Origin of the sequence: Streptomyces thermocarboxydovorans, assembly GCF_039524635.1 — a bacterium.
In the GTDB taxonomy this organism is placed as follows: domain Bacteria; phylum Actinomycetota; class Actinomycetes; order Streptomycetales; family Streptomycetaceae; genus Streptomyces; species Streptomyces thermocarboxydovorans.
This window is the reverse complement of sequence record NZ_BAAAGU010000023.1, coordinates 1-17,591: the sequence shown is the minus strand read 5'-3', so window position 1 is coordinate 17,591 and position 17,591 is coordinate 1. Positions and strand designations below refer to the sequence as shown.

The following is a 17,591-nucleotide window of genomic DNA, read 5'->3' as shown; positions in this document are numbered from 1 at the left end:
CGGGAACGAGGAAGACCCTCCGCTCTCGCGGAGGGCCTTCCTCGTGTCGTGCGCCGCCAGGGACTCGAACCCCGGACCCGCTGATTAAGAGTCAGCTGCTCTAACCAACTGAGCTAGCGGCGCCTGCTGACGTCGTAGACATTAGCACCCTGGTCCAGGGGAGGAAAAATCGATATCCGCACCGCCGCACGGGCCGCCCGCACGGCCGCCCACAGCAGCACCTCCGGGCCCGGCAGCCAGGGGTGACGCGTGTCCGGGGCCACCAGCCAGCGCGATCCGGAGCGCTCCCCGGGCACCGGGCCGACGGGGGCCGGGACGGTCACCGCGTCGCCGGTGCCGTGGCACAGCAGCGGGGGCACCGCATCGGCGCGGCCCCGGGACCTGCCGCCGGAACCCCACTCCTCCCACTCCAGCAGCGCCGGGAGCCGCCGGGCGGTGCCGGCCGCGGCGAACAGCAGCATGCGGCCGCGGAACTGCGCGACCGGGCCGGAGCCCGGCCCCTCCTCCCACATCCGGTCCAGCATCCGGCGCCCGAAGATCGCGGGGGTGCTGACCACGTCGAAGGCGACCCCGCAGGGCAGCACCACCGGAGCGTCCGGCCGCTCCCGCCAGTACGAGAGCGTGCTGCGGGGATACGTTCCTGCCGAGGCCAGCCAGGCGGCGCCGTCCGGGGTGACACCGCTGACGTCGGGGGCGTTCCGTGCGCTGCTCATGACGTCCAGATCTACCGGTGGTGAGCGCACGGTCGCCGATGGTTGCCGGAAACCGGGACAGCGGGGGCGGACGGGGAGTATCGTGCCCGCCCGGCATATGCCACGCGCGTTCGACCACGAGCCGTCGGCACCCGCCGTGCGGGGCCGCTACACGGGGTCGGCGAAGCCGTGTCCCTCGCCGCCGCGCAGCAGATCCCGGCCGAACTCGACCATCCGCCTCGCGTAGTCCTCGGTCCACTCGGCGCGTTCGGCGATGTCCGCCGTCGTCAGCCGGTCGAAGCGGCGGGGGTCGGCGAGCTGGGCGGCCGCCATCGCCTGGAACTCCGCCGCCCGGTCCGCCGCCGCCCGGAACGCGAGCGTCAGCTCCGTGGCCCGCTCCAGCAGTATGCGCGGATCGTCGATCGACTCCAGGTCGAAGAAGTGCTCCGGGTCGGAGGCCGCCTCCGCGGGCTCGAAGAGCAGGGGCGCGGGGCGTAGCCGCGGCTGGTCCCGACGCGGCGCGTGCTCCGCCATGTCTTCTCCTTCTCGTGCGTCGCGATCGACCCTCTGGCAAGTGGGCCACCGTCCATTGTCCCGCGTCCGCGCAAGAGGGCGTCGGGCCGGCCCGGGAGCCTCCCTCCCCAGGGCTCTTCCCCGTGACAGGCAAGTCAATACTTGCATATCCTGTCCGGCATGGCGGAGGATGTGTTCAAGGCACTGGCCGATCCCACCCGTCGGCGCATTCTCGACGAGCTGGTGGAGCGCGACGGCCAGACGCTGTTCGAGATCTGCACGCGGCTGGTGACCAAGCACGGGCTGGGGCTGTCCCGCCAGGCGATCAGCCAGCACCTCGCCGTCCTGGAGGCCGCGGATCTCGTCCGCACCCGCCGCCAGGGCCGCTACAAGTTCCACGATCTGAACACCGCACCCCTGGAGCACATCGTCACCCGATGGCTCCGGCCCGACCCCGATGAGGGCAGACCATGAGGATCCACCTGACCAGCGTCTTCGTCGACGACCAGGAGAAGGCGCTGCGCTTCTACACCGATGTGCTGGGCTTCGTGAAGAAGCACGACGTGCCGATGGGCGACCACCGCTGGCTGACCGTGGTCTCCCCCGAGGAGCCGGACGGCACCGAGCTGCTGCTGGAGCCGTCCGTCCACCCGGCGGTGGCGCCGTACAAGTCGGCCCTGGTCCAGGACGGCATCCCGGCCGCCTCCTTCGCCGTGGACGACGTCCGGGCCGAGTACGAGCGGCTGCGCTCCCTCGGGGTGGCCTTCACCCAGGAGCCCCTGGAGATGGGCCAGATCACCACCGCCGTCCTGGACGACACCTGCGGCAACCTGATCCAGATCATCCACGCCAAGTGAGCCGTACGCGTCCACATGCAGTGAGCCGTACGCGTCCACGCGAAGTCTGCCGTACGCGTCCGCGCGAAGTGAGCCGCGCGGGCCTCTCACCCGCGGACCGCGGACGCCTCACACCTGGACGATCGGCTCCCTGGTGAACAGCGAGCCCAGCGACGGCGCGTTGACCCGGCGGTCGGCCAGGCGCAGGCCCTCCCAGACGGTGACCTGGTTGGCGGTGAGCACCGGCTTGCCGAGCTCCTTCTCCAGGGCCGGGATGTGGGCGACGGTGTGCAGGGCGGTGTCCGGCAGCAGCAGGGCCTCGGCGTCGGGCTGGTCGGCGGCGCGGGCCAGCGCGAACACCTCCTCCTCGCCCCAGGTGCCGACCTCGGCGGCCGTGATGATCCCGGAGCTGCGCACGCCGGTCACCTCCAGACCGCCGGCCCGCAGGAAGTCCGCGAACAGCCCGGCCACGTCGTCGGGGTAGGTGGCGCCGACGGCGACCCGGCGCACCTCGATCTCCCGGGCCGCGTTGACGAAGGCGAAGGACGTGGAGGAGGCCGGCATCCCCGCCGCCAGGGCAAGCGAGCGGACCTGCTCGTGCGCCCCCTCCCAGCCGAGCACGAAGCTGCCGGAGGTGCAGGCCCACACCACCGTGTCGGCGCCCGCGCGCCGCAGTTCCCCGACCCCGGCCGCCAGCCGCTCGGCCGAGCCCATCTCCCGCAGCGCGTCCACCCGGTGCGCGTCCTCGCCGATGTCGGTGTGCACGACGTCCACCCGTACGTCGCTGCCCAGAAGCTGCTCGATGCGCGGATAGTCGTCCTCGGCGGAGTGGCCCGGGTAGAGGATGCCCAGTGCGGTCATGTCCAGCCTTCCTGCTGCTTCTCGTCCGACCTGTCGGTAAGGCCCTGCGCGGGTCGCGCGTCCTGCACGTTCTGCGCGTTCTGCACCACGGAGCCCGGCCGCGGGTCCGGCAGTGCGGGTTTGGAGCGCGCCGACTCGTCGATCAGCGCCTGATACGGTCCCACCGCGGGGGTACCCAGCCGGCGCAGCGCCGCCCACATGGTCACCTGGTTGGCCGAGATGACCGGTATGCGTAGTTCCGCCTCGAGCTGCGGGATCACGTCGTAGGTCGGCAGGTTGGTGCAGGACAGGAAGAGCGCGTCGGCCGCGCCGAGCCGGCCGCGCACCGCCGCCCGCCGGGCCATGTCGACCACCTCGCGATAGGTGACCTTCCAGATGTGGCGGGTCAGGCTCATGTAGGCGCAGCCGGTGACCGTGACGCCCGCCTGCGCGACATAGCTCTCCAGCACCCTCGTCACCGACACCGTGTACGGCGTCACCAGCGCCACCCGGCGCACGTCCAGCTCCACCAGCGCCTCCAGCAGCGCGCCGGAGGTGGTGATCGCCGGGACCGATCCGGCCCTGCTCATCGCCTCGCACATGGCCCGCTCGCCCACCACGCCGCCGACGAAGCTGCCGGAGGTGCAGGCGTAGGCGACGACCTCGGGCGCCACCGCGGTGAGGGTGCGCACCGCGTCGCCGAGAGTCTCGTGCTCGCTGATCATCCGCGCCAGGTCCAGGCTCACCTCGACCGGCACGTAGGGGGTGCGGGTCAGATGCAGGGACACCTCGTCGGGCACCCAGCGCCACAGCTCGCGGTCCAGCGCGAAGTCGAAGGGGGCGACCACCCCGACCCCGCGCTGCGGGCCCGGTCCACCGAGAAAGGAGACGTCCATGACAGCACCGGCCTCACGCTGGAAGGAGAGCACGCGAAGAGCCATACAACGGTTCGCCGAAACGCCCGTGTTGACGACGGTAGGTTCGGGTGCGAGCGTGGTCAATCCGCGCATCTCAGACGCCCGGAACAACCCGGGAAGGCAACCGGTCCACGCGGAGAAACGGCGGCCCATGACCACCCCCGTACTGCTCGTCCTGGACGCCGAGCCGCCGCCCCGGCTCGGCCGGCTCACCGGCCGGGTGCGGATCGAGCACGCCGACGAGTCCACGCTCGCCGAGCGGCTGCCGCACGCCGATGTGCTGCTGGTGTGGGACTTCACCTCGCACGCCGTGCGCAAGGCCTGGCCCGGCGACGGGCCCCGCCCGCGCTGGGTGCACACCGCCAGCGCCGGCGTGGACCATCTGATGTGCCCGGAGCTGGCCGCCTCCGACACGGTGGTCACCAATGCGCGCGGGGTCTTCGACCAGCCGATCGCCGAGTACGTCGCCGCCCTGGTGCTCGCGCTGGCCAAGGACCTGCCGCGCACGCTGGAGTTCCAGTGGGAGCGGACCTGGCGGCACCGGGAGTCGCGCAAGGTCGCCGGGACCCGGGCGGTGGTGGTCGGCTCGGGGCCGATCGGGCGGGCGATCGACCGGACGCTGAAGGCGCTGGACGTCACCACCGCGCTGGTCGGCCGCACCCGGCGGGCCGGGGTGCACGGCCCGGAGGACCTGGACCGGCTGATCGCCCGCGCGGACTGGGTGATCGCCGCCGCGCCGCTGACCGAGCAGACCCGCGGCATGTTCGACGCGCACCGCTTCGGCGTGATGCAGCCCTCCGCCTGCTTCATCAACGTCGGCCGCGGCCCCCTGGTGGTCGAGGAGGCGCTCGCCGAGGCGCTGCGCCGGCGCTGGATCACGGCCGCCGCCCTCGACGTCTTCACCTCGGAGCCCCTGGACCCGGCGAGCCCGCTGTGGGAGGTGCCCGGCCTGATCGTGTCGCCGCACATGAGCGGGGACACGGTCGGCTGGCGCGACGAACTCGCACAGCAGTTCATCCAGTTGTACGAACGCTGGGAGGCCGGACAGCCCCTGGTGAACGTGGTCGACAAGCAGCGTGGGTATGTACCCGGACACTGACGATCCCTGGAGGGTGGATGACCGAGCTCACCGAGCTGACCGCCGTGGAACTGCTGGACGGCTACCGCCGGGGCCAGTTCGGCCCCGTGGAGGCCACCCGGGCCGCGCTGCGCCGGGCCGAGGAGATCCAGCCGGAGCTGAACGCGTTCGTGCGCATCACCGCCGAGGAGGCTCTGGAGCAGGCCCGGGCCGCCGAGGAGCGGTGGCGGCGCGGCGAGCCGGGCGGCCTGCTCGACGGGGTGCCGGTGACGGTGAAGGACATCCTGCTGCTGGCCGGCCATCCCACCCTGAAGGGCTCGCTGACCGTCGACCCGGAGGGCCGCTGGGACGAGGACGCCCCGTCGGTGGCCCGGCTGCGGGAGCACGGCGCGGTGTTCCTCGGCAAGACCACCACCCCCGAGTTCGGCTGGAAGGGCGTCACCGACTCCCCGCTCAGCGGGATCACCCGCAACCCGCACGACCCGGCGCGCACCCCGGGCGGCTCCAGCGGCGGCGCCGCGGCGGCCGTGGTCCGGGGCGCGGGGCCGCTGGCGCTCGGCACCGACGGCGGCGGCAGCGTCCGCATCCCGGCCGCCTTCTGCGGGATCTTCGCGCTGAAGCCGACGTACGGGAGGGTGCCGCTGTATCCGGCGAGCGCCTTCGGCACGCTCGCCCATGTCGGGCCGATGACCCTGGACGCGGCGGACGCGGCGCTGCTGCTGGACGTGATCGCCCGGCCGGACTCGCGGGACTGGTCGGCGCTGGGCCCGGCGCCGGGCTCGTTCACCGAGCAACTGGCCGGCGGGGTGCGCGGGCTGCGGGTGGCGTACTCGCCGTCGCTGGGCGGCCAGGTGGCGGTGCAGCCGGCCGTGGCGACGGCGGTGCGGCGGGCGGTGGAGCGGCTGGCGCAGCTCGGCGCGTACGTGGAGGAGACCGACCCGGACTTCAGCGAGCCGGTGAAGGCCTTCCACACCCTGTGGTTCGCGGGGGCCGCCCGGGTGGTGCAGCACCTCACCCGCTACCAGCGGGAGCTGCTCGACCCCGGGCTGCGCGAGATCTGCGCGGAGGGCGCACGCTACTCGGCCCTGGACTACCTGGCCGCGGTGGACGTCCGGATGGACCTGGGCAGGCGGATGGGCCGCTTCCACGACACCTACGACCTGCTGGTCACGCCGACCCTGCCCATCACGGCGTTCGAGGCGGGCGTGGAGGCGCCGAAGGGCTCCGGGCACCGGCGCTGGACCGGCTGGACCCCGTTCACCTACCCGTTCAACATGACGCAGCAGCCCGCGGCGACCGTGCCGGTCGGCACGGATGCCGACGGCCTGCCCATCGGGCTTCAGCTGGTGGCCGCCCGCCACCAGGACGCGCTGGTGCTGCGGGCCGCCCACACGCTGTACGAGGCGGGGGTGGCCGCCCCGGTCAGGCCCGGCGGAAGCTGAGCGTCTCCCCCGCCGCGCCGGTGCGCCACAGGTCGTTGCAGGCCTCGGCCAGCTCCGGCAGCCCCTCCGTCACCTGCCCCCAGACGATGCCGGGCACCCAGCCGACGTCGCCGTTCAGCAGCAGGTTGTTCCGCTCGTAGAACAGGGCGAGGTCCACCACCGTCGTCCCCGGCCGGACCTCCCGGTCGTAGCCGTAGGCCTTGGTGCCCAGCTCGGCGCCCGCGAAGGAGAAATAGCAGAGATCTCCCGGGATAGGGGTGACTGTCGGGTTTTCCAGGGGTGGCTCCGATTCCGCGAACGGCGGGAAAAGGGCGTAGATCTCGTTGCGTGCGTACTTGGCGTGGTAGACGTCGCCGGACAGGGGCAGGGAATTCCAGACGGCCGCGCAGGTGATCGGCGCCCGGTCGTCGAGCAGACGCGCGGTCCCGGTGATTCCCCGCTTGACCAGCGAGATCTCGATGTATCGGTCAGCCATGCGTCCCATGGTCCCGTGCCGGTCAAGACCGCCCCACCGCCGATCGGGGCCGAAATTGGCCGGAATAACTCGCATCGCATCGGGTAGCTGCGCCGCCATGGCTCCACCACTGGGACAACCACTGAGACGAAGCGCATCCTCATCACGCTTCTCACGTTCATCAGGGCCCTCGCGCCGGTCGCTGCTCGCGGGGGTCGCGGCGCTCGGCGCGCTGGGCGCGGCGGGCTGCTCGCGCGTGCCCACCGAGGCGGCCGCCGACGGAGGAGATCTGCTGGAGCGCCTCAGGGCCGCGGGTGTCGCGCGGCTCGGAATCGCCGGGGAAATACCATTCGGCTACATCGACAACGACGGCGAGCTGACCGGTGAGGCGCCGGAGCTGGCCAAGGTCATTTTCAAACGCCTCGGCGTGGACCGGGTACAGCCCGTGCCGACCGAGTTCGGCTCGCTCATTCCGGGCCTGAACTCCCAGCAGTTCGATGTCGTCGCCGCCGGTATGTACGTCAATCCCGAGCGCTGCGAGCAGGTCATCTTCTCCGACCCCGATTACCAGATGCTCGATTCCTTCATCGTCCGCAAGGGCAACCCGAAAGGGCTGCACAACTACCGGGACGTCGTGGAGAAGAAGGCGAAGTTCGCCACCGGCACCGGCTACGCGGAGATCGCATACGCCGTCGAGGCCGGCTACAAGGAGAGCGACATCCTGATCGTCCCGGACCAGGTGGCCGGGCTGAACGCCGTGGAGGCGGGACGCGTCGACGTCTTCGCCGGCACCGCGCTGACCACCCGCGAGGTGGTGAAGAAGTCCAGCAAGGCCGAGGCCACCGAGCCGTTCAAGCCGATCGTCGACGGCAAGCCGCATGTCGACGGCGGCGCGTTCGCGTTCCGCCCGACGGAGACCAAGCTGCGGGACGCCTTCAACGCCGAGCTGCACAAGCTCAAGGAGAGCGGTGAGCTGCTCCGCATCCTCAAGCCGTTCGGGTTCACCGAGGCGGAGATGACGGATCTGACCGCGAAGGAGCTCTGTGGCGGATGACCTCTGGACTGTGGATACGCGTACTCGAGGGCGTCTGGGTCACGGTCCAGCTGCTCGTGCTCAGCGGGCTGCTCGCCACCGCGGTGTCGTTCGTGGTCGGCATCGCCCGCACCCACCGCCTGTGGATCGTCCGCTTCCTCGCGGGCTTCTACACCGAGGTGTTCCGCGGCACCTCCGCGCTGGTGATGATCTTCTGGGTGTTCTTCGTGCTGCCCCCGGCCTTCGGCTGGCAGCTGGTGCCGCTGTGGGCGGGCACCCTGGCCCTCGGCCTGACCTACGGGGCGTACGGCTCGGAGATCGTGCGCGGTGCCCTCGCCGCCGTGGACCCGGCCCAGCGTGAGGGCGGCATCGCCCTGAGCTTCACGCCCTGGCAGCGGATGAAGCTGATCCTGCTGCCGCAGGCGGTGCCGGAGATGATCCCGCCGTTCTCCAACCTGCTGATCGAGCTGCTCAAGGGCACCGCCCTGGTGTCGATCATGGGCATGGGCGACCTGGCGTTCAGCGCCAACCTGGTGCGCCTGGCGCTGCAGGAGAGCGCGGAGATCTACACCTACGTCCTGCTCATCTACTTCGTGATCGCCTTCCTGCTCACCCGGTCGATGCGCGGGCTGGAGAGGAAGCTGAAGGCCGGCGTCGGCAAGGCGCCGCAGAAGCAGGCCGCCGCCGAGCGCGTGCCCGAGGGAAGTGGTGTCGCATGACGTGGGACTGGGGCGCGGTCGCCGATTTCATGCCGTACTTCTGGGACGGTCTGCTGGTCACCCTGCAGATCCTGGTGCTCGGCTCGTTGATCTCCTTCGCGCTGGGCCTGGTGTGGGCGCTGCTGATGCGGGCGCCGACGCGCTGGGTGACCTGGCCGGTCGGCGCCTTCACGGAGTTCGTCCGCAACACCCCGCTGCTGGTGCAGCTGTTCTTCCTCTTCTACGTGCTGCCCGAGTGGGAGATCACCTTCTCGGCGCTGACCACCGGTGTCTTCGCCATCGGGCTGCACTACTCGACGTACACGATGCAGGTCTACCGCGCCGGTATCGAGGCCGTGCCGGTGGGCCAGTGGGAGGCGGCGACGGCGCTGAACCTGCCGCTGCGCCGGACGTGGACCGTGGTGATCCTTCCGCAGGCCGTGCGCCGGGTGGTGCCCGCGCTCGGCAACTACGTGATCTCGATGCTGAAGGACACCCCGATGCTGATGGCCATCACCGTGCTGGAGATGCTCGGCCAGGCGCGGCTGTTCGCCCAGCAGAACTTCCAGTTCACCGAGCCCCTGACGGTGATCGGCGTGGCCTTCATCGTCATCTCCTACCTGGCCTCCCTTGCCCTGCGAGCCCTGGAGCGACGCCTTGTCCACTGATACTCACGCCCCGTTCGAGAAGAAGCCCGAGACCCCGCGCTCCACCGGTGAGCTGATCCGGCTGGAGCGGGTCACCAAGCGGTTCGGCAACCACACGGTCCTGGACAACCTGGACTTCTCGGTCGACGCCGGCAAGCACGTGACGCTGATCGGCCCGTCCGGTTCCGGCAAGACCACGATCCTGCGGCTGCTGATGACGCTGCTGAAGCCCGACGAGGGCACGATCACCGTGGACGGGCAGCAGCTGTTCCCGGCGCCCGAGAAGCAGGTCCGCGAGGTCCGCAAGAAGATCGGGATGGTGTTCCAGCAGTTCAACCTGTTCCCGAACATGACGGTGCTCAGGAACATCACCGAGGCGCCGGTCACCGTGCTCGGCATGCCCAAGGACGCGGCCGAGGAACGGGCCCGGGAGCTGCTGGAGATGGTCGGCCTGACCGACCACGTCCACAAGCACCCGGCGCAGCTGTCCGGCGGTCAGCAGCAGCGGGTGGCGATCGCGCGGGCGCTGGCGATGCGGCCGCAGGTGCTGCTGCTGGACGAGGTGACCTCGGCGCTGGACCCGGAGCTGGTCGCGGGCGTGCTGGACGTGCTGCGCGACATCGCCCGGTCCACCGACATCACCATGCTCTGTGTGACCCACGAGATGAACTTCGCCCGTGACATCTCCGACCAGGTGCTGATGTTCGACTCGGGCCGGGTCATCGAGGCCGGCTCGCCGGACAAGATCTTCAACGAGCCGGAGCAGGACCGGACCCGGGAGTTCCTCAGCGCGGTCCTGTGACCACGTACCGTCCCGGGGCCCTTTCGCCCCGTTCATGGCGGGCTCTGCCCGGCGCCCGGACCGACGTACGAGGTCCGGCGCCTGGACATTCCCGTGGCATGTGCCAGGGGGCCGATGCCGCAGCTGAGGGCCCCGCGCGGAGCGTCGGCGGAGGGCCGGAATCTCGTCAACACCCGCTCCGGGACTGCTCCTTGACGGCTATCGTGGACGGGAATCGCCGACCGGACCGCGGCCCCGACCAAGCGAGTGCAGCGCGAGGTGAGCAGTGATGAGGCTGGAGCCGACCACGCCGTACCGCTCGGTCCAGGGCGCCCTGCGGGTGCTGGAGACGGTGGCGCGGCACGGCGGCGGGATCGGCGAGGCGAAGCTCGCCCGGGAGAGCGGCCTCGGGCCGGACCGGCTGGCCCCGCTGCTGCGGATGCTCATCCGCGAGTCCTACGTCGAGCGGCTCGCCGACGGCAGCTGTGTCACCGGCGACGCCCTCGCCCGCCTCGGCTCCGCCCAGGATCACGACGATGCCCTGCGCGCCAAGCTCCAGGCCACCCTGGACCGGCTGCGGGACAGCGTGGGCGCCGCCGTCTATCTCAGCCGGTACGTCGACGGCGAGGTCAAGGTCACCCAGTACGCGGACAACCCGGCCACCCCGAAGGTCAACGAGTGGGTCGACTTCCGGGTGTCCGCGCACGCGACGGCGGTCGGCAAGAGCCTGCTCACCCAGCTCGACCACCAGGGCCGGCGCGATCATCTCGCCCGGTACCGTCCGGCCCGGCTCACCTCGCGCACCATCACCAGCGACAAGGTGCTGCTGTCCCGGCTGGCGGCGCAGCCGCCGACCGTGCCGGTGCTGGACCTGCAGGAGTACGCGGTCGGCACGGTCTGCGCTGCGGTGCCGATCACCGCGGGGTCCTCGGTGGGGAGCCTCGCCCTGTCCCTGCCCGTGGAGCACGCGCACCGGCTGCGCCAGGCCGCCGAGACCCTGAACCGCAGCGCGGCCCCCGTGCTGCTGTCCCTGGCGATCTGAGCCCCCGGTCGGCCGGCCCCTGCGGTGGTGGTCAGGAGCACCCTTTCGGACCAGGTAGTATTTACGTCGACGCCGCCCGCGGGGAAGCGGACGGCGTGAGTCATGCGCCGCTAGCTCAGTTGGTTAGAGCAGCTGACTCTTAATCAGCGGGTCCGGGGTTCGAGTCCCTGGCGGCGCACGCAGAAGGGCCTCTCGTGGGAGCGGGAGGCCCTTTGCCATGCCCGGACACGCCCTGCGGCCTTCAGCCGCTCGGCGCCCCGTCTGGCCCGGTCCGTCCGGCGCGGGGGTGACCTGCCCACGCCGGACGGACCGGTGGCTCACGGAAGGCTCGGAACGTGGCCTTCGGGTGCGGTGGTCAGAACTCGACGTCCGAGCAGGCGTAGAACGCGTTGCCGGTGTCGGCGATCGTCCAGACCGCGAGGATCACATGGTGGCCGCTGAGCCCGGTGGGGAGCCGGCCGCTGTGCGAGAGCGTCTGCGGCGGGCGCTGGCCGTTGTAGGGCACGGTCAGGAACGGGGTGAGGTTGAGGTCGGACCGGGAGAGCTTGTGGTTCTGGTTCCAGCCCGGCTTGGTGACGTAGTACTTGAAGTCGGTGGTGGCGTGCATGGCGGTGAACTGCCACCGGAAGGTGTAGTTCTGGCCGCCGGTCACCTTGGTGGTGGGCCAGGCGCCGCCCGAGGGGGTGCGCGGGTTGTCGAGCTGGCCGAACCGGGTGTTGTTGCCCGAGCAGATCTGGCCGTCCGCCGGTCCGCCGGAGGGGAAGCCCTTGGGGCCCTCGACGCTCTGCGGCTCCCACTGGATGTCGCCGCAGTTGGTGACCGTGCCGTTCTGGCAGAGCTTCTGCCGGCTGATCGGCAGATCGGTGTAGCCGTGGCCGCTGGCCCCGCCGGAGGAGAGCACGAGGGCTCCCGTCGTGGCCAGTCCCACCGCGGCTGCGTACAGCTTGGTCCGTGTGCGCATGCTGCCGCTCCTGGAGTGTGGGGGAAGATCAGTGAGCCGTGCACTAGGTCTAGACCAAGCGTCAGAGTATGGCCGTTGGTTGAACATGTCCATACCAATCGACCGACCTGTTCGGCCGGCCGGTCACGGACCCGTCTGGCTCCGCCCCACGCAGAACGCCACCGTCAAGTCCCTTACCAGCGCCTTGCGTTCGTAGTCGTCCAGCTCGACCAGGCCCCGCACGGTCAGCCTGGTCACGGTGTCCTCCACCGAGTCCACGACCGCGTTCAGCACGCTCGCCCGGTGCTGGGCGTCCAGCGCGGCGATCCGGCGGCGGTGCATCGCGGCGGCCACCTCGGGGGCGTACTCCACCCGGACCGGCCGCACCGCGAACACCTCGATCCCCACCGGCGCCGCGTCCTGGGCCACCGCCCGGGTCAGCGCCTCCTGCGCCGCCTCCATCGCACCCTTGCCCGCCCCCGGCTCCTTCACGGGGACCCGCAGCAGTGCCGCCTCCACGCACTGGCGCAGATAGGTCTCGTGGTCCTCGACCCCCAGCGTGGCCCGCGCGGTGTCCCGCACCCGCCACACCACCAGCACCACCACCCGCAGCGCCACCCCACTGCGGCCGGCCGCCTGCATCGGCTCGCTGCGCCAGTGCCGCAGCCGCACGTCGACCCGGCGGCGCAGCAGCAGCGGGTTCACCCAGAGCAGCCCGGTGCGGCGCACGGTCCCCCGGTAGCGGCCGAACAGGTCGAGCACCCAGGCGCGTCCGGTCCGCCCGCGGGCCAGCCCGCCGAAGCCGAACAGCCCGAGCGCCGCCGCGCCCGTGTACGCCGCCCACTGCGCGGGGCCGAGCCCCGCCGCCGGAGACGCGAGGCCGGACGCACCGGCCACGGCCGACGGCAGCAACCCCGCCCACCAGGACGTGGCCAGGCACCCGGCCACCCCGCACAGCCCGGCCACCACGCCCGCGGCACCCGGCAGCACCCGGGCGGGCCGCTCCACCAGCTCGGGGTCGGCGCACAGCTCCGGGCGCGGCCCCTCGGCGGCCGGGCGGCGCAGCCGCGCCTGTTCCCCCGTGCCCTCCCGGCGGCCCACCACCGCGGGCCGCAGCGGCGGCGCCGCCGGGTCGGGGTCGTCGCGGAACAGCAGATGGACGGGGATCTCGGTGGTGGACCCGGTGTGGATGAGCCGGGCGGACCGGGGCGCCGCGGCGGCGGTCACCGCGGTCTGCTGCCCGGTGTCCCGGCCGGACTCCGGTGCGGATTCCGGTGTGGACTCGGGGGTGGACTCCAGGGTGTGGTCGGTGGTCGTGGTCATGCGTGCCTCCAGCCTCCGCGCCAGATGCGTCACATCGGACAGTGCCTTGGGGCCGGCTCACCGAAGCGGGCTCGGCAGCCGGCTCACAGGAACAGCCGTCGCCAGGTCTCCGGGCCCGGGTGGCCGTCCGCGGCACCGCCCCGCCAGCCCTGGGCCCGCTGGAAGTCCTCGACGTTGCGGCGGTCCGCCTCGGTCCAGCGCGGGCCCGGACCGGTGGTGTAGTGCCGGCCGAACCCCTTCCTCACCAGCTGCCGCCCCAGCCGGGTGACGTACGCGTTCTCGGCGCCGGGCCGGAAGGCGGCCCGCCCCGGATAGCCCGGCACCCCGTGCGAGGCGGGAGCCTGAGCGGCCCCGGAGGGCGGCGCGGAAGGCGTCGGCGCGACGGAAGCGGAAACTCCGCTCTTGGTGTCGCGCGGGATGTCCTGGCCCCGGCCGGTCACCAGCAGGTCCCAGGTCACCGGCCCCGGCAGCCCGTCCGCCGCGGTCCCCCGCCGGCCCTGGGCCTGCTGGAACGCCCGGGTCGCCCTGCGGTCCGCCTCCGTCCACCGCGGCCCCGGCCCCACGGCGTAGAAGCGGGCCCCGCCCCGGCCGGAGAGCATGCGCCCGAGCTCCGTGACGTACGCGTTGACGGCACCGGGGCCGAAATGCGACGCCCCCGGGAACGGCGTCCGGCGCGGCACGGCCGCCGGGACGGAGCCCGCCGTGGAGGCGGTCACGCCCTTGTAGCGGTACGGGACGTAGCGGCTGGAGTCGGTCCAGTAGGCGTACGGGGTCGTCCGGGCGCGGGCGTACGGCGGCACCAGCTCGTAGGCCAGGTAGGAGGTGCGCTCGGTGTCGGACCAGCCCCCGAAAAGGACGACATGGGATCCCTGGAGAGGGTCGGCCGCATTGTGGAACAGCAGCATGTCGCCCGGCTGGAGTTCGCTCTTGGAGATTTTCTCGGCGTAGCTCGCGAGCGATCCGGTCCATTCGTTGCGGGGCAGGTTCCAGGCCATCGAGACATAACCCGAACAGTCCTGCCGGTAACCGTCGGACCAGTACGCGTTCATGCGGTACGGCACCTTCTCGGTCACCCATTTCCGCGCCCTGCGGATGATCTCCGCCCGGGTGATCGCGCGGATCTGCGCCGGGGCCGCGAGCGGCGCGGCCTGCCCGCCGGGACCGTACAGCGGCCCCTGCGGACCCTGCGGCGTCTCCTGCCCCTGATCTGCGGAATCGCCGGGAAGACCGGTCTTGCCGGGCGCCTGCGAGGGGGACGGGGCGGCCACCGCCAGGATCGCGCCGCCGCCGAGCGCCGCGGCCGTCGCGGTGGCCACCACCAGCGGCCTGCGCGCCGCCGGATGTCCGGCCGCACGGCCGGCCGGGGAAAGCGGAAGAACGCGCCGCCAGTGCACGCATCCGGGGCAGTCGCAGTCGCTCGCGGGCTCGAATTCCTCGAATACCGGCGACTCCATGCGATTCCCCTCACATTTCCCTGGACCACCCTGACCACTGTCGCACCTGTCCACGGAGATCAGTTTCCCAACTGTCTGCGTCGGGCGCATGTTGACGGTCCGAATGATGTACCTGGCGCCGGCCGCTCCCGCCCCGCCCGCGACGGGGTGGTCGGAAGCACCCCTCGGGGTCCTGTAGAGTTACCGCGTCAGCCGGCGCCGCTAGCTCAGTTGGTTAGAGCAGCTGACTCTTAATCAGCGGGTCCGGGGTTCGAGTCCCTGGCGGCGCACCGACCGGACGGGCTCCTCGTGATCACGAGGAGCCCGTCCGTTTTTGGCCTGATTCCGACGGGTCCCCGTTGAGCGCGCACCTCTTGCCGCACGTATGCATCAGTGGCCCCACCAGTCCTCCACACCCGTCACAATGGACACGTATGGCCGGTGAACACCGCGTTTCGCATCTTGCGATCATGATGGACACCGGAGACCCTGGGTTCTTCACGTCTGCCGCGGGTTGCGCGGCCGTGGAGGGGGCGGGAAAGCGGTTGCCGTCGGCGCGGGACGAGGGGTCCCGCTCATGATGCGATGCCGTGGGGGGCATCATGCAACCGGAAGAGCGCTGAACGGTGTCTATAAGCTGTGGATGACGTGGTGACAGCGGTCTACCACTGATACGTCTGTGAAGGTCGAGGGGGACTGGAGCGGACGCTAGGAAGCGACGAAACACGTGGTGGAGCCACGTGTGGGGGGATGACTCATGACGTCGACGCCTACGGGCGCCCGCGGGGACCACGACCCGTCCCGGACCACCCAGCTGAGGGTGCCGCAGAGGGGGTGGAACACGGGCACGTTCCGGCGGATCAAGAAGACGCTGCCGCGCTACGACTACGAGCACTACAGCCGGCTCGCGGGTCCCCTCACCCAGCCCGACCCGAACAAGCCCTACCGCGTCCAGTACCGCTCGCTGATCGGCCAGGAGCCGCACCGCATCCGCATCGGGCTGATGCTGGCCGCGGCCCCGGTGCTGTCGCTGGTGCTGCTGGTGTGGCTGCTGCAGCCCTCGCACTGGACCGAGCGCGACTACCCGGCGTTCGAGTGGCTGCCCGCCCTCGACGTCGTGATGCTGGTCTCGATCGGTCTGATCGAGTTCTTCCGCTGCATGAACGTGCTGTCCAACGCGCACGCCACCCTGGTCGCCCGCGACCCCATCCCGGTGGTGCCCGAGACCGGCACACGTGTGGCGTTCCTCACCTCCTTCGTGCCCGGCAAGGAGCCGCTGGAGATGGTGACCAAGACCCTGGAGGCGGCCGTCAAGATCCGCCACCGGGGCACCATGCACGTCTGGCTGCTGGACGAGGGCGACGACCCCGAGGTGAAGGAAGTCTGCGCGCGCCTGGGCGTGCACCACTTCTCCCGCAAAGGCGTCGCCAAGTGGAACCAGAAGAAGGGCCCGCACCGCGCCAAGACCAAGCACGGCAACTACAACGCCTGGCTCGAGGCGCACGGTGACGACTACGACTTCTTCGCCTCGGTCGACACCGACCACGTGCCGCTGCCCAACTACCTGGAGCGGATGCTCGGCTTCTTCCGCGACCCGGACGTCGGCTTCGTCATCGGCCCGCAGGTCTACGGCAACTACGACAACTTTGTCACCAAGGCCGCCGAGTCCCAGCAGTTCCTCTTCCACGCGCTGATCCAGCGCGCGGGCAACGCCTACGGCGCCCCGATGTTCGTGGGCACCTCCAACGCGGTGCGCATCAAGGCCATCAAGCAGATCGGCGGCCTGTACGACTCGATCACCGAGGACATGGCGACCGGCTTCGAGATGCACCGCGCCCGCAACCCGGAGACGGGCAACAAGTGGCGCTCGGTCTACACGCCGGACGTGCTGGCGGTCGGTGAGGGCCCCAACGCCTGGACCGACTTCTTCACCCAGCAGATGCGCTGGTCCCGCGGTACGTACGAGACGATCCTCAAGCAGTACTGGAAGGGCTTCTTCTCGCTCCCGCCGGGCAAGCTCTTCAACTACACGATGATGATCATCTTCTACCCGATGTCCGCCCTGAACTGGATCCTCGCGGCCATCAGCTGCGCGCTGTTCCTGGGTCTGGGCGCCTCGGGTGTGAACATCGACCCGGCTGTCTGGCTGATGCTCTACGGCAACGCCTCGGCGCTGCAGATCGGCCTGTACATCTGGAACCGCCGCCACAACGTCTCGCCGCACGAGCCCGAGGGCTCCGGCGGTGTGGCCGGCATGATCATGTCCGCGCTGTCGGCACCGCTCTACGCCAAGGCGCTCATCGACTCCATCCTGCGCCGCAAGAGCAAGTTCGTCGTCACCCCGAAGGGCGACTCGGCCAGCCCGGACACGTGGTTCGGTACGTTCCGCTACCACTGGTACTTCATCCTGATCTTCGGTGGATCCATCGCCGCCGGATTCGTCTACGGACACTCCCACCCGGCCATGGTCATCTGGGCGTCGTTCGCGCTGCTGATCACCGCGGCGCCGATGTTCGCCTGGCGCCACGGCATGCGTCAGGACCGCAAGCGACGGCCGGGGCAGGAAGGGGGGCAGCCGCAGCCGGCGCCCGCCTTGGGAACCGCCGAGGACTCCCGGACCCAGGCATTTCCGCGGATACCGCAGCCGCATGCCTCGCACGCCCCGCAGGTCCGCCCCAGCTGGGCCGGCTCGCACGGCGCTCCGGGAGCAGCAGGAGGTACCGGGGGAGCCCCCGGCAACGACCAGACCATGCAGATCGCCCTTGGTGGACTTGGGGGACGTAAGGAATGAAGGACCGTGCAGGCCGCCGTCGCGCCCGTCGCCTCGCGATAGGCACGGCGGTGGTACTAGGGTGCGTTTCGAAAGTGCTGGTCACAGCCATTCGTTGATGGCTGCGACCAGTACGGTCGCTTCGTAGCGGA

Annotated in this window: 18 protein-coding genes and 3 tRNA genes; 12 read left to right on the top strand and 9 right to left on the bottom strand. The window is 71.1% G+C overall.

The window, feature by feature from the left end:
- Positions 1-49: 49 nt before the first annotated feature.
- From ABD198_RS12835 to ABD198_RS12825, 3 genes are all read right to left on the bottom strand, one after another.
- A tRNA-Lys gene (locus ABD198_RS12835) sits at positions 50-123 on the bottom strand.
- The gene (locus tag ABD198_RS12830) at positions 114-713 is read right to left on the bottom strand and encodes a bifunctional DNA primase/polymerase (protein ID WP_344000512.1); all 600 of its coding nucleotides are present in this window, start codon (positions 711-713) and stop codon (positions 114-116) included. The genes ABD198_RS12835 and ABD198_RS12830 overlap by 10 nt, the downstream gene beginning before the upstream one ends.
- A 147-nt stretch (positions 714-860) precedes the next feature.
- On the bottom strand, positions 861-1,226 hold the full coding sequence (locus ABD198_RS12825) for a hypothetical protein (protein ID WP_344000510.1): 366 nt from the start codon (positions 1,224-1,226) through the stop codon (positions 861-863).
- 159 nt (positions 1,227-1,385) lie between these two features.
- On the opposite strand from ABD198_RS12825, the gene ABD198_RS12820 reads away from it, so the two are divergent.
- A complete protein-coding gene (locus ABD198_RS12820; protein ID WP_344000508.1) occupies positions 1,386-1,679 on the top strand; it encodes an ArsR/SmtB family transcription factor in 294 nt (97 codons plus the stop codon).
- Positions 1,676-2,062 carry a VOC family protein gene (locus ABD198_RS12815; RefSeq protein WP_344000506.1) on the top strand — a complete coding sequence of 129 codons (387 nt, stop codon included), beginning with the start codon at positions 1,676-1,678 and terminating at the stop codon, positions 2,060-2,062. The genes ABD198_RS12820 and ABD198_RS12815 overlap by 4 nt, the downstream gene beginning before the upstream one ends.
- 108 nt (positions 2,063-2,170) lie before the next feature.
- Here the strand turns inward: ABD198_RS12815 and ABD198_RS12810 are convergent, their stop codons facing one another.
- Positions 2,171-2,902: a maleate cis-trans isomerase family protein gene (locus tag ABD198_RS12810; RefSeq protein WP_344000504.1), complete on the bottom strand. Its 732-nt coding sequence runs from the start codon at positions 2,900-2,902 to the stop codon at positions 2,171-2,173.
- Positions 2,899-3,777 (bottom strand): maleate cis-trans isomerase family protein, encoded by an 879-nt coding sequence (locus ABD198_RS12805; protein WP_344000618.1) that lies wholly within the window; start codon positions 3,775-3,777, stop codon positions 2,899-2,901. The genes ABD198_RS12810 and ABD198_RS12805 overlap by 4 nt, the downstream gene beginning before the upstream one ends.
- Positions 3,778-3,949: 172 nt before the next feature.
- Here ABD198_RS12805 and ABD198_RS12800 point away from each other — a divergent pair, with 172 nt between their 5' ends.
- Together ABD198_RS12800 and ABD198_RS12795 are read left to right on the top strand one after the other, a co-directional pair.
- Positions 3,950-4,897, top strand: coding sequence for a D-2-hydroxyacid dehydrogenase (locus ABD198_RS12800; protein WP_344000502.1), 948 nt, complete (start codon positions 3,950-3,952; stop codon positions 4,895-4,897).
- Between the two features lie 17 nt (positions 4,898-4,914).
- A complete protein-coding gene (locus tag ABD198_RS12795; protein WP_344000500.1) occupies positions 4,915-6,318 on the top strand; it encodes an amidase in 1,404 nt (467 codons plus the stop codon).
- Here the strand turns inward: ABD198_RS12795 and ABD198_RS12790 are convergent.
- The gene (locus ABD198_RS12790; protein ID WP_344000498.1) at positions 6,299-6,793 is read right to left on the bottom strand and encodes a DUF3830 family protein; all 495 of its coding nucleotides are present in this window, start codon (positions 6,791-6,793) and stop codon (positions 6,299-6,301) included. The genes ABD198_RS12795 and ABD198_RS12790 overlap by 20 nt on opposite strands.
- Positions 6,794-6,890: 97 nt before the next feature.
- Here ABD198_RS12790 and ehuB point away from each other — a divergent pair, with 97 nt between their 5' ends.
- From ehuB to ABD198_RS12760, 6 genes are all read left to right on the top strand, one after another.
- Positions 6,891-7,826, top strand: coding sequence for an ectoine/hydroxyectoine ABC transporter substrate-binding protein EhuB (ehuB, locus tag ABD198_RS12785; RefSeq protein WP_344000495.1), 936 nt, complete (start codon positions 6,891-6,893; stop codon positions 7,824-7,826).
- Positions 7,823-8,524: an ectoine/hydroxyectoine ABC transporter permease subunit EhuC gene (gene ehuC / locus ABD198_RS12780; RefSeq protein WP_344000493.1), complete on the top strand. Its 702-nt coding sequence runs from the start codon at positions 7,823-7,825 to the stop codon at positions 8,522-8,524. Before ehuB ends, ehuC begins: the two co-directional genes overlap by 4 nt.
- Entirely contained in the window at positions 8,521-9,171 is a 651-nt protein-coding gene (ehuD, locus tag ABD198_RS12775) for an ectoine/hydroxyectoine ABC transporter permease subunit EhuD (protein WP_344000491.1), read from the top strand. Before ehuC ends, ehuD begins: the two co-directional genes overlap by 4 nt.
- Entirely contained in the window at positions 9,161-9,952 is a 792-nt protein-coding gene (ehuA, locus tag ABD198_RS12770; RefSeq protein WP_344000489.1) for an ectoine/hydroxyectoine ABC transporter ATP-binding protein EhuA, read from the top strand. The genes ehuD and ehuA overlap by 11 nt, the downstream gene beginning before the upstream one ends.
- Before the next feature lie 268 nt (positions 9,953-10,220).
- A complete protein-coding gene (locus ABD198_RS12765; RefSeq protein ID WP_344000487.1) occupies positions 10,221-10,973 on the top strand; it encodes an IclR family transcriptional regulator in 753 nt (250 codons plus the stop codon).
- A 104-nt stretch (positions 10,974-11,077) separates the two neighbouring features.
- Positions 11,078-11,151: transfer RNA gene (locus tag ABD198_RS12760), tRNA-Lys, on the top strand.
- Positions 11,152-11,328: 177 nt separating this feature from the next.
- On the opposite strand, the gene ABD198_RS12755 is transcribed toward ABD198_RS12760, so the two are convergent.
- The 3 genes from ABD198_RS12755 to ABD198_RS12745 form a co-directional block, all read right to left on the bottom strand.
- Entirely contained in the window at positions 11,329-11,934 is a 606-nt protein-coding gene (locus ABD198_RS12755) for a lytic polysaccharide monooxygenase auxiliary activity family 9 protein (protein ID WP_344000485.1), read from the bottom strand.
- A gap of 123 nt (positions 11,935-12,057) precedes the next feature.
- Positions 12,058-13,236 carry an SPFH domain-containing protein gene (locus tag ABD198_RS12750; protein WP_344000483.1) on the bottom strand — a complete coding sequence of 393 codons (1,179 nt, stop codon included), beginning with the start codon at positions 13,234-13,236 and terminating at the stop codon, positions 12,058-12,060.
- A gap of 83 nt (positions 13,237-13,319) precedes the next feature.
- Positions 13,320-14,690 carry a peptidoglycan-binding protein gene (locus tag ABD198_RS12745; RefSeq protein ID WP_344000481.1) on the bottom strand — a complete coding sequence of 457 codons (1,371 nt, stop codon included), beginning with the start codon at positions 14,688-14,690 and terminating at the stop codon, positions 13,320-13,322.
- A 195-nt stretch (positions 14,691-14,885) separates the two neighbouring features.
- On the opposite strand from ABD198_RS12745, the gene ABD198_RS12740 reads away from it, so the two are divergent.
- A tRNA-Lys gene (locus ABD198_RS12740) sits at positions 14,886-14,959 on the top strand.
- 467 nt (positions 14,960-15,426) lie between these two features.
- The gene (locus ABD198_RS12735; RefSeq protein ID WP_344000479.1) at positions 15,427-17,460 is read left to right on the top strand and encodes a glycosyltransferase family 2 protein; all 2,034 of its coding nucleotides are present in this window, start codon (positions 15,427-15,429) and stop codon (positions 17,458-17,460) included.
- Positions 17,461-17,591: the final 131 nt, after the last annotated feature.

Bases quoted from the DNA above. Each gene is read 5' to 3' on its own strand.
- ABD198_RS12765 (WP_344000487.1), top strand. From the start codon at position 10,221: ATGAGGCTGGAGCCGACCACGCCGTACCGCTCGGTCCAGGGCGCCCTG.
- ABD198_RS12830 (WP_344000512.1), bottom strand. From the start codon at position 713: ATGAGCAGCGCACGGAACGCCCCCGACGTCAGCGGTGTCACCCCGGAC.
- ABD198_RS12755 (WP_344000485.1), bottom strand. From the start codon at position 11,934: ATGCGCACACGGACCAAGCTGTACGCAGCCGCGGTGGGACTGGCCACG.
- ABD198_RS12815 (WP_344000506.1), top strand. From the start codon at position 1,676: ATGAGGATCCACCTGACCAGCGTCTTCGTCGACGACCAGGAGAAGGCG.
- ehuD (WP_344000491.1), top strand. From the start codon at position 8,521: ATGACGTGGGACTGGGGCGCGGTCGCCGATTTCATGCCGTACTTCTGG.
- ehuB (WP_344000495.1), top strand. From the start codon at position 6,891: ATGGCTCCACCACTGGGACAACCACTGAGACGAAGCGCATCCTCATCA.
- ABD198_RS12820 (WP_344000508.1), top strand. From the start codon at position 1,386: ATGGCGGAGGATGTGTTCAAGGCACTGGCCGATCCCACCCGTCGGCGC.
- ABD198_RS12745 (WP_344000481.1), bottom strand. From the start codon at position 14,690: ATGGAGTCGCCGGTATTCGAGGAATTCGAGCCCGCGAGCGACTGCGAC.
- ABD198_RS12750 (WP_344000483.1), bottom strand. From the start codon at position 13,236: ATGACCACGACCACCGACCACACCCTGGAGTCCACCCCCGAGTCCACA.
- ABD198_RS12825 (WP_344000510.1), bottom strand. From the start codon at position 1,226: ATGGCGGAGCACGCGCCGCGTCGGGACCAGCCGCGGCTACGCCCCGCG.
- ABD198_RS12800 (WP_344000502.1), top strand. From the start codon at position 3,950: ATGACCACCCCCGTACTGCTCGTCCTGGACGCCGAGCCGCCGCCCCGG.
- ABD198_RS12805 (WP_344000618.1), bottom strand. From the start codon at position 3,777: ATGGACGTCTCCTTTCTCGGTGGACCGGGCCCGCAGCGCGGGGTCGGG.
- ABD198_RS12735 (WP_344000479.1), top strand. From the start codon at position 15,427: ATGACGTCGACGCCTACGGGCGCCCGCGGGGACCACGACCCGTCCCGG.
- ABD198_RS12795 (WP_344000500.1), top strand. From the start codon at position 4,915: ATGACCGAGCTCACCGAGCTGACCGCCGTGGAACTGCTGGACGGCTAC.
- ABD198_RS12810 (WP_344000504.1), bottom strand. From the start codon at position 2,902: ATGACCGCACTGGGCATCCTCTACCCGGGCCACTCCGCCGAGGACGAC.
- ehuC (WP_344000493.1), top strand. From the start codon at position 7,823: ATGACCTCTGGACTGTGGATACGCGTACTCGAGGGCGTCTGGGTCACG.
- ABD198_RS12790 (WP_344000498.1), bottom strand. From the start codon at position 6,793: ATGGCTGACCGATACATCGAGATCTCGCTGGTCAAGCGGGGAATCACC.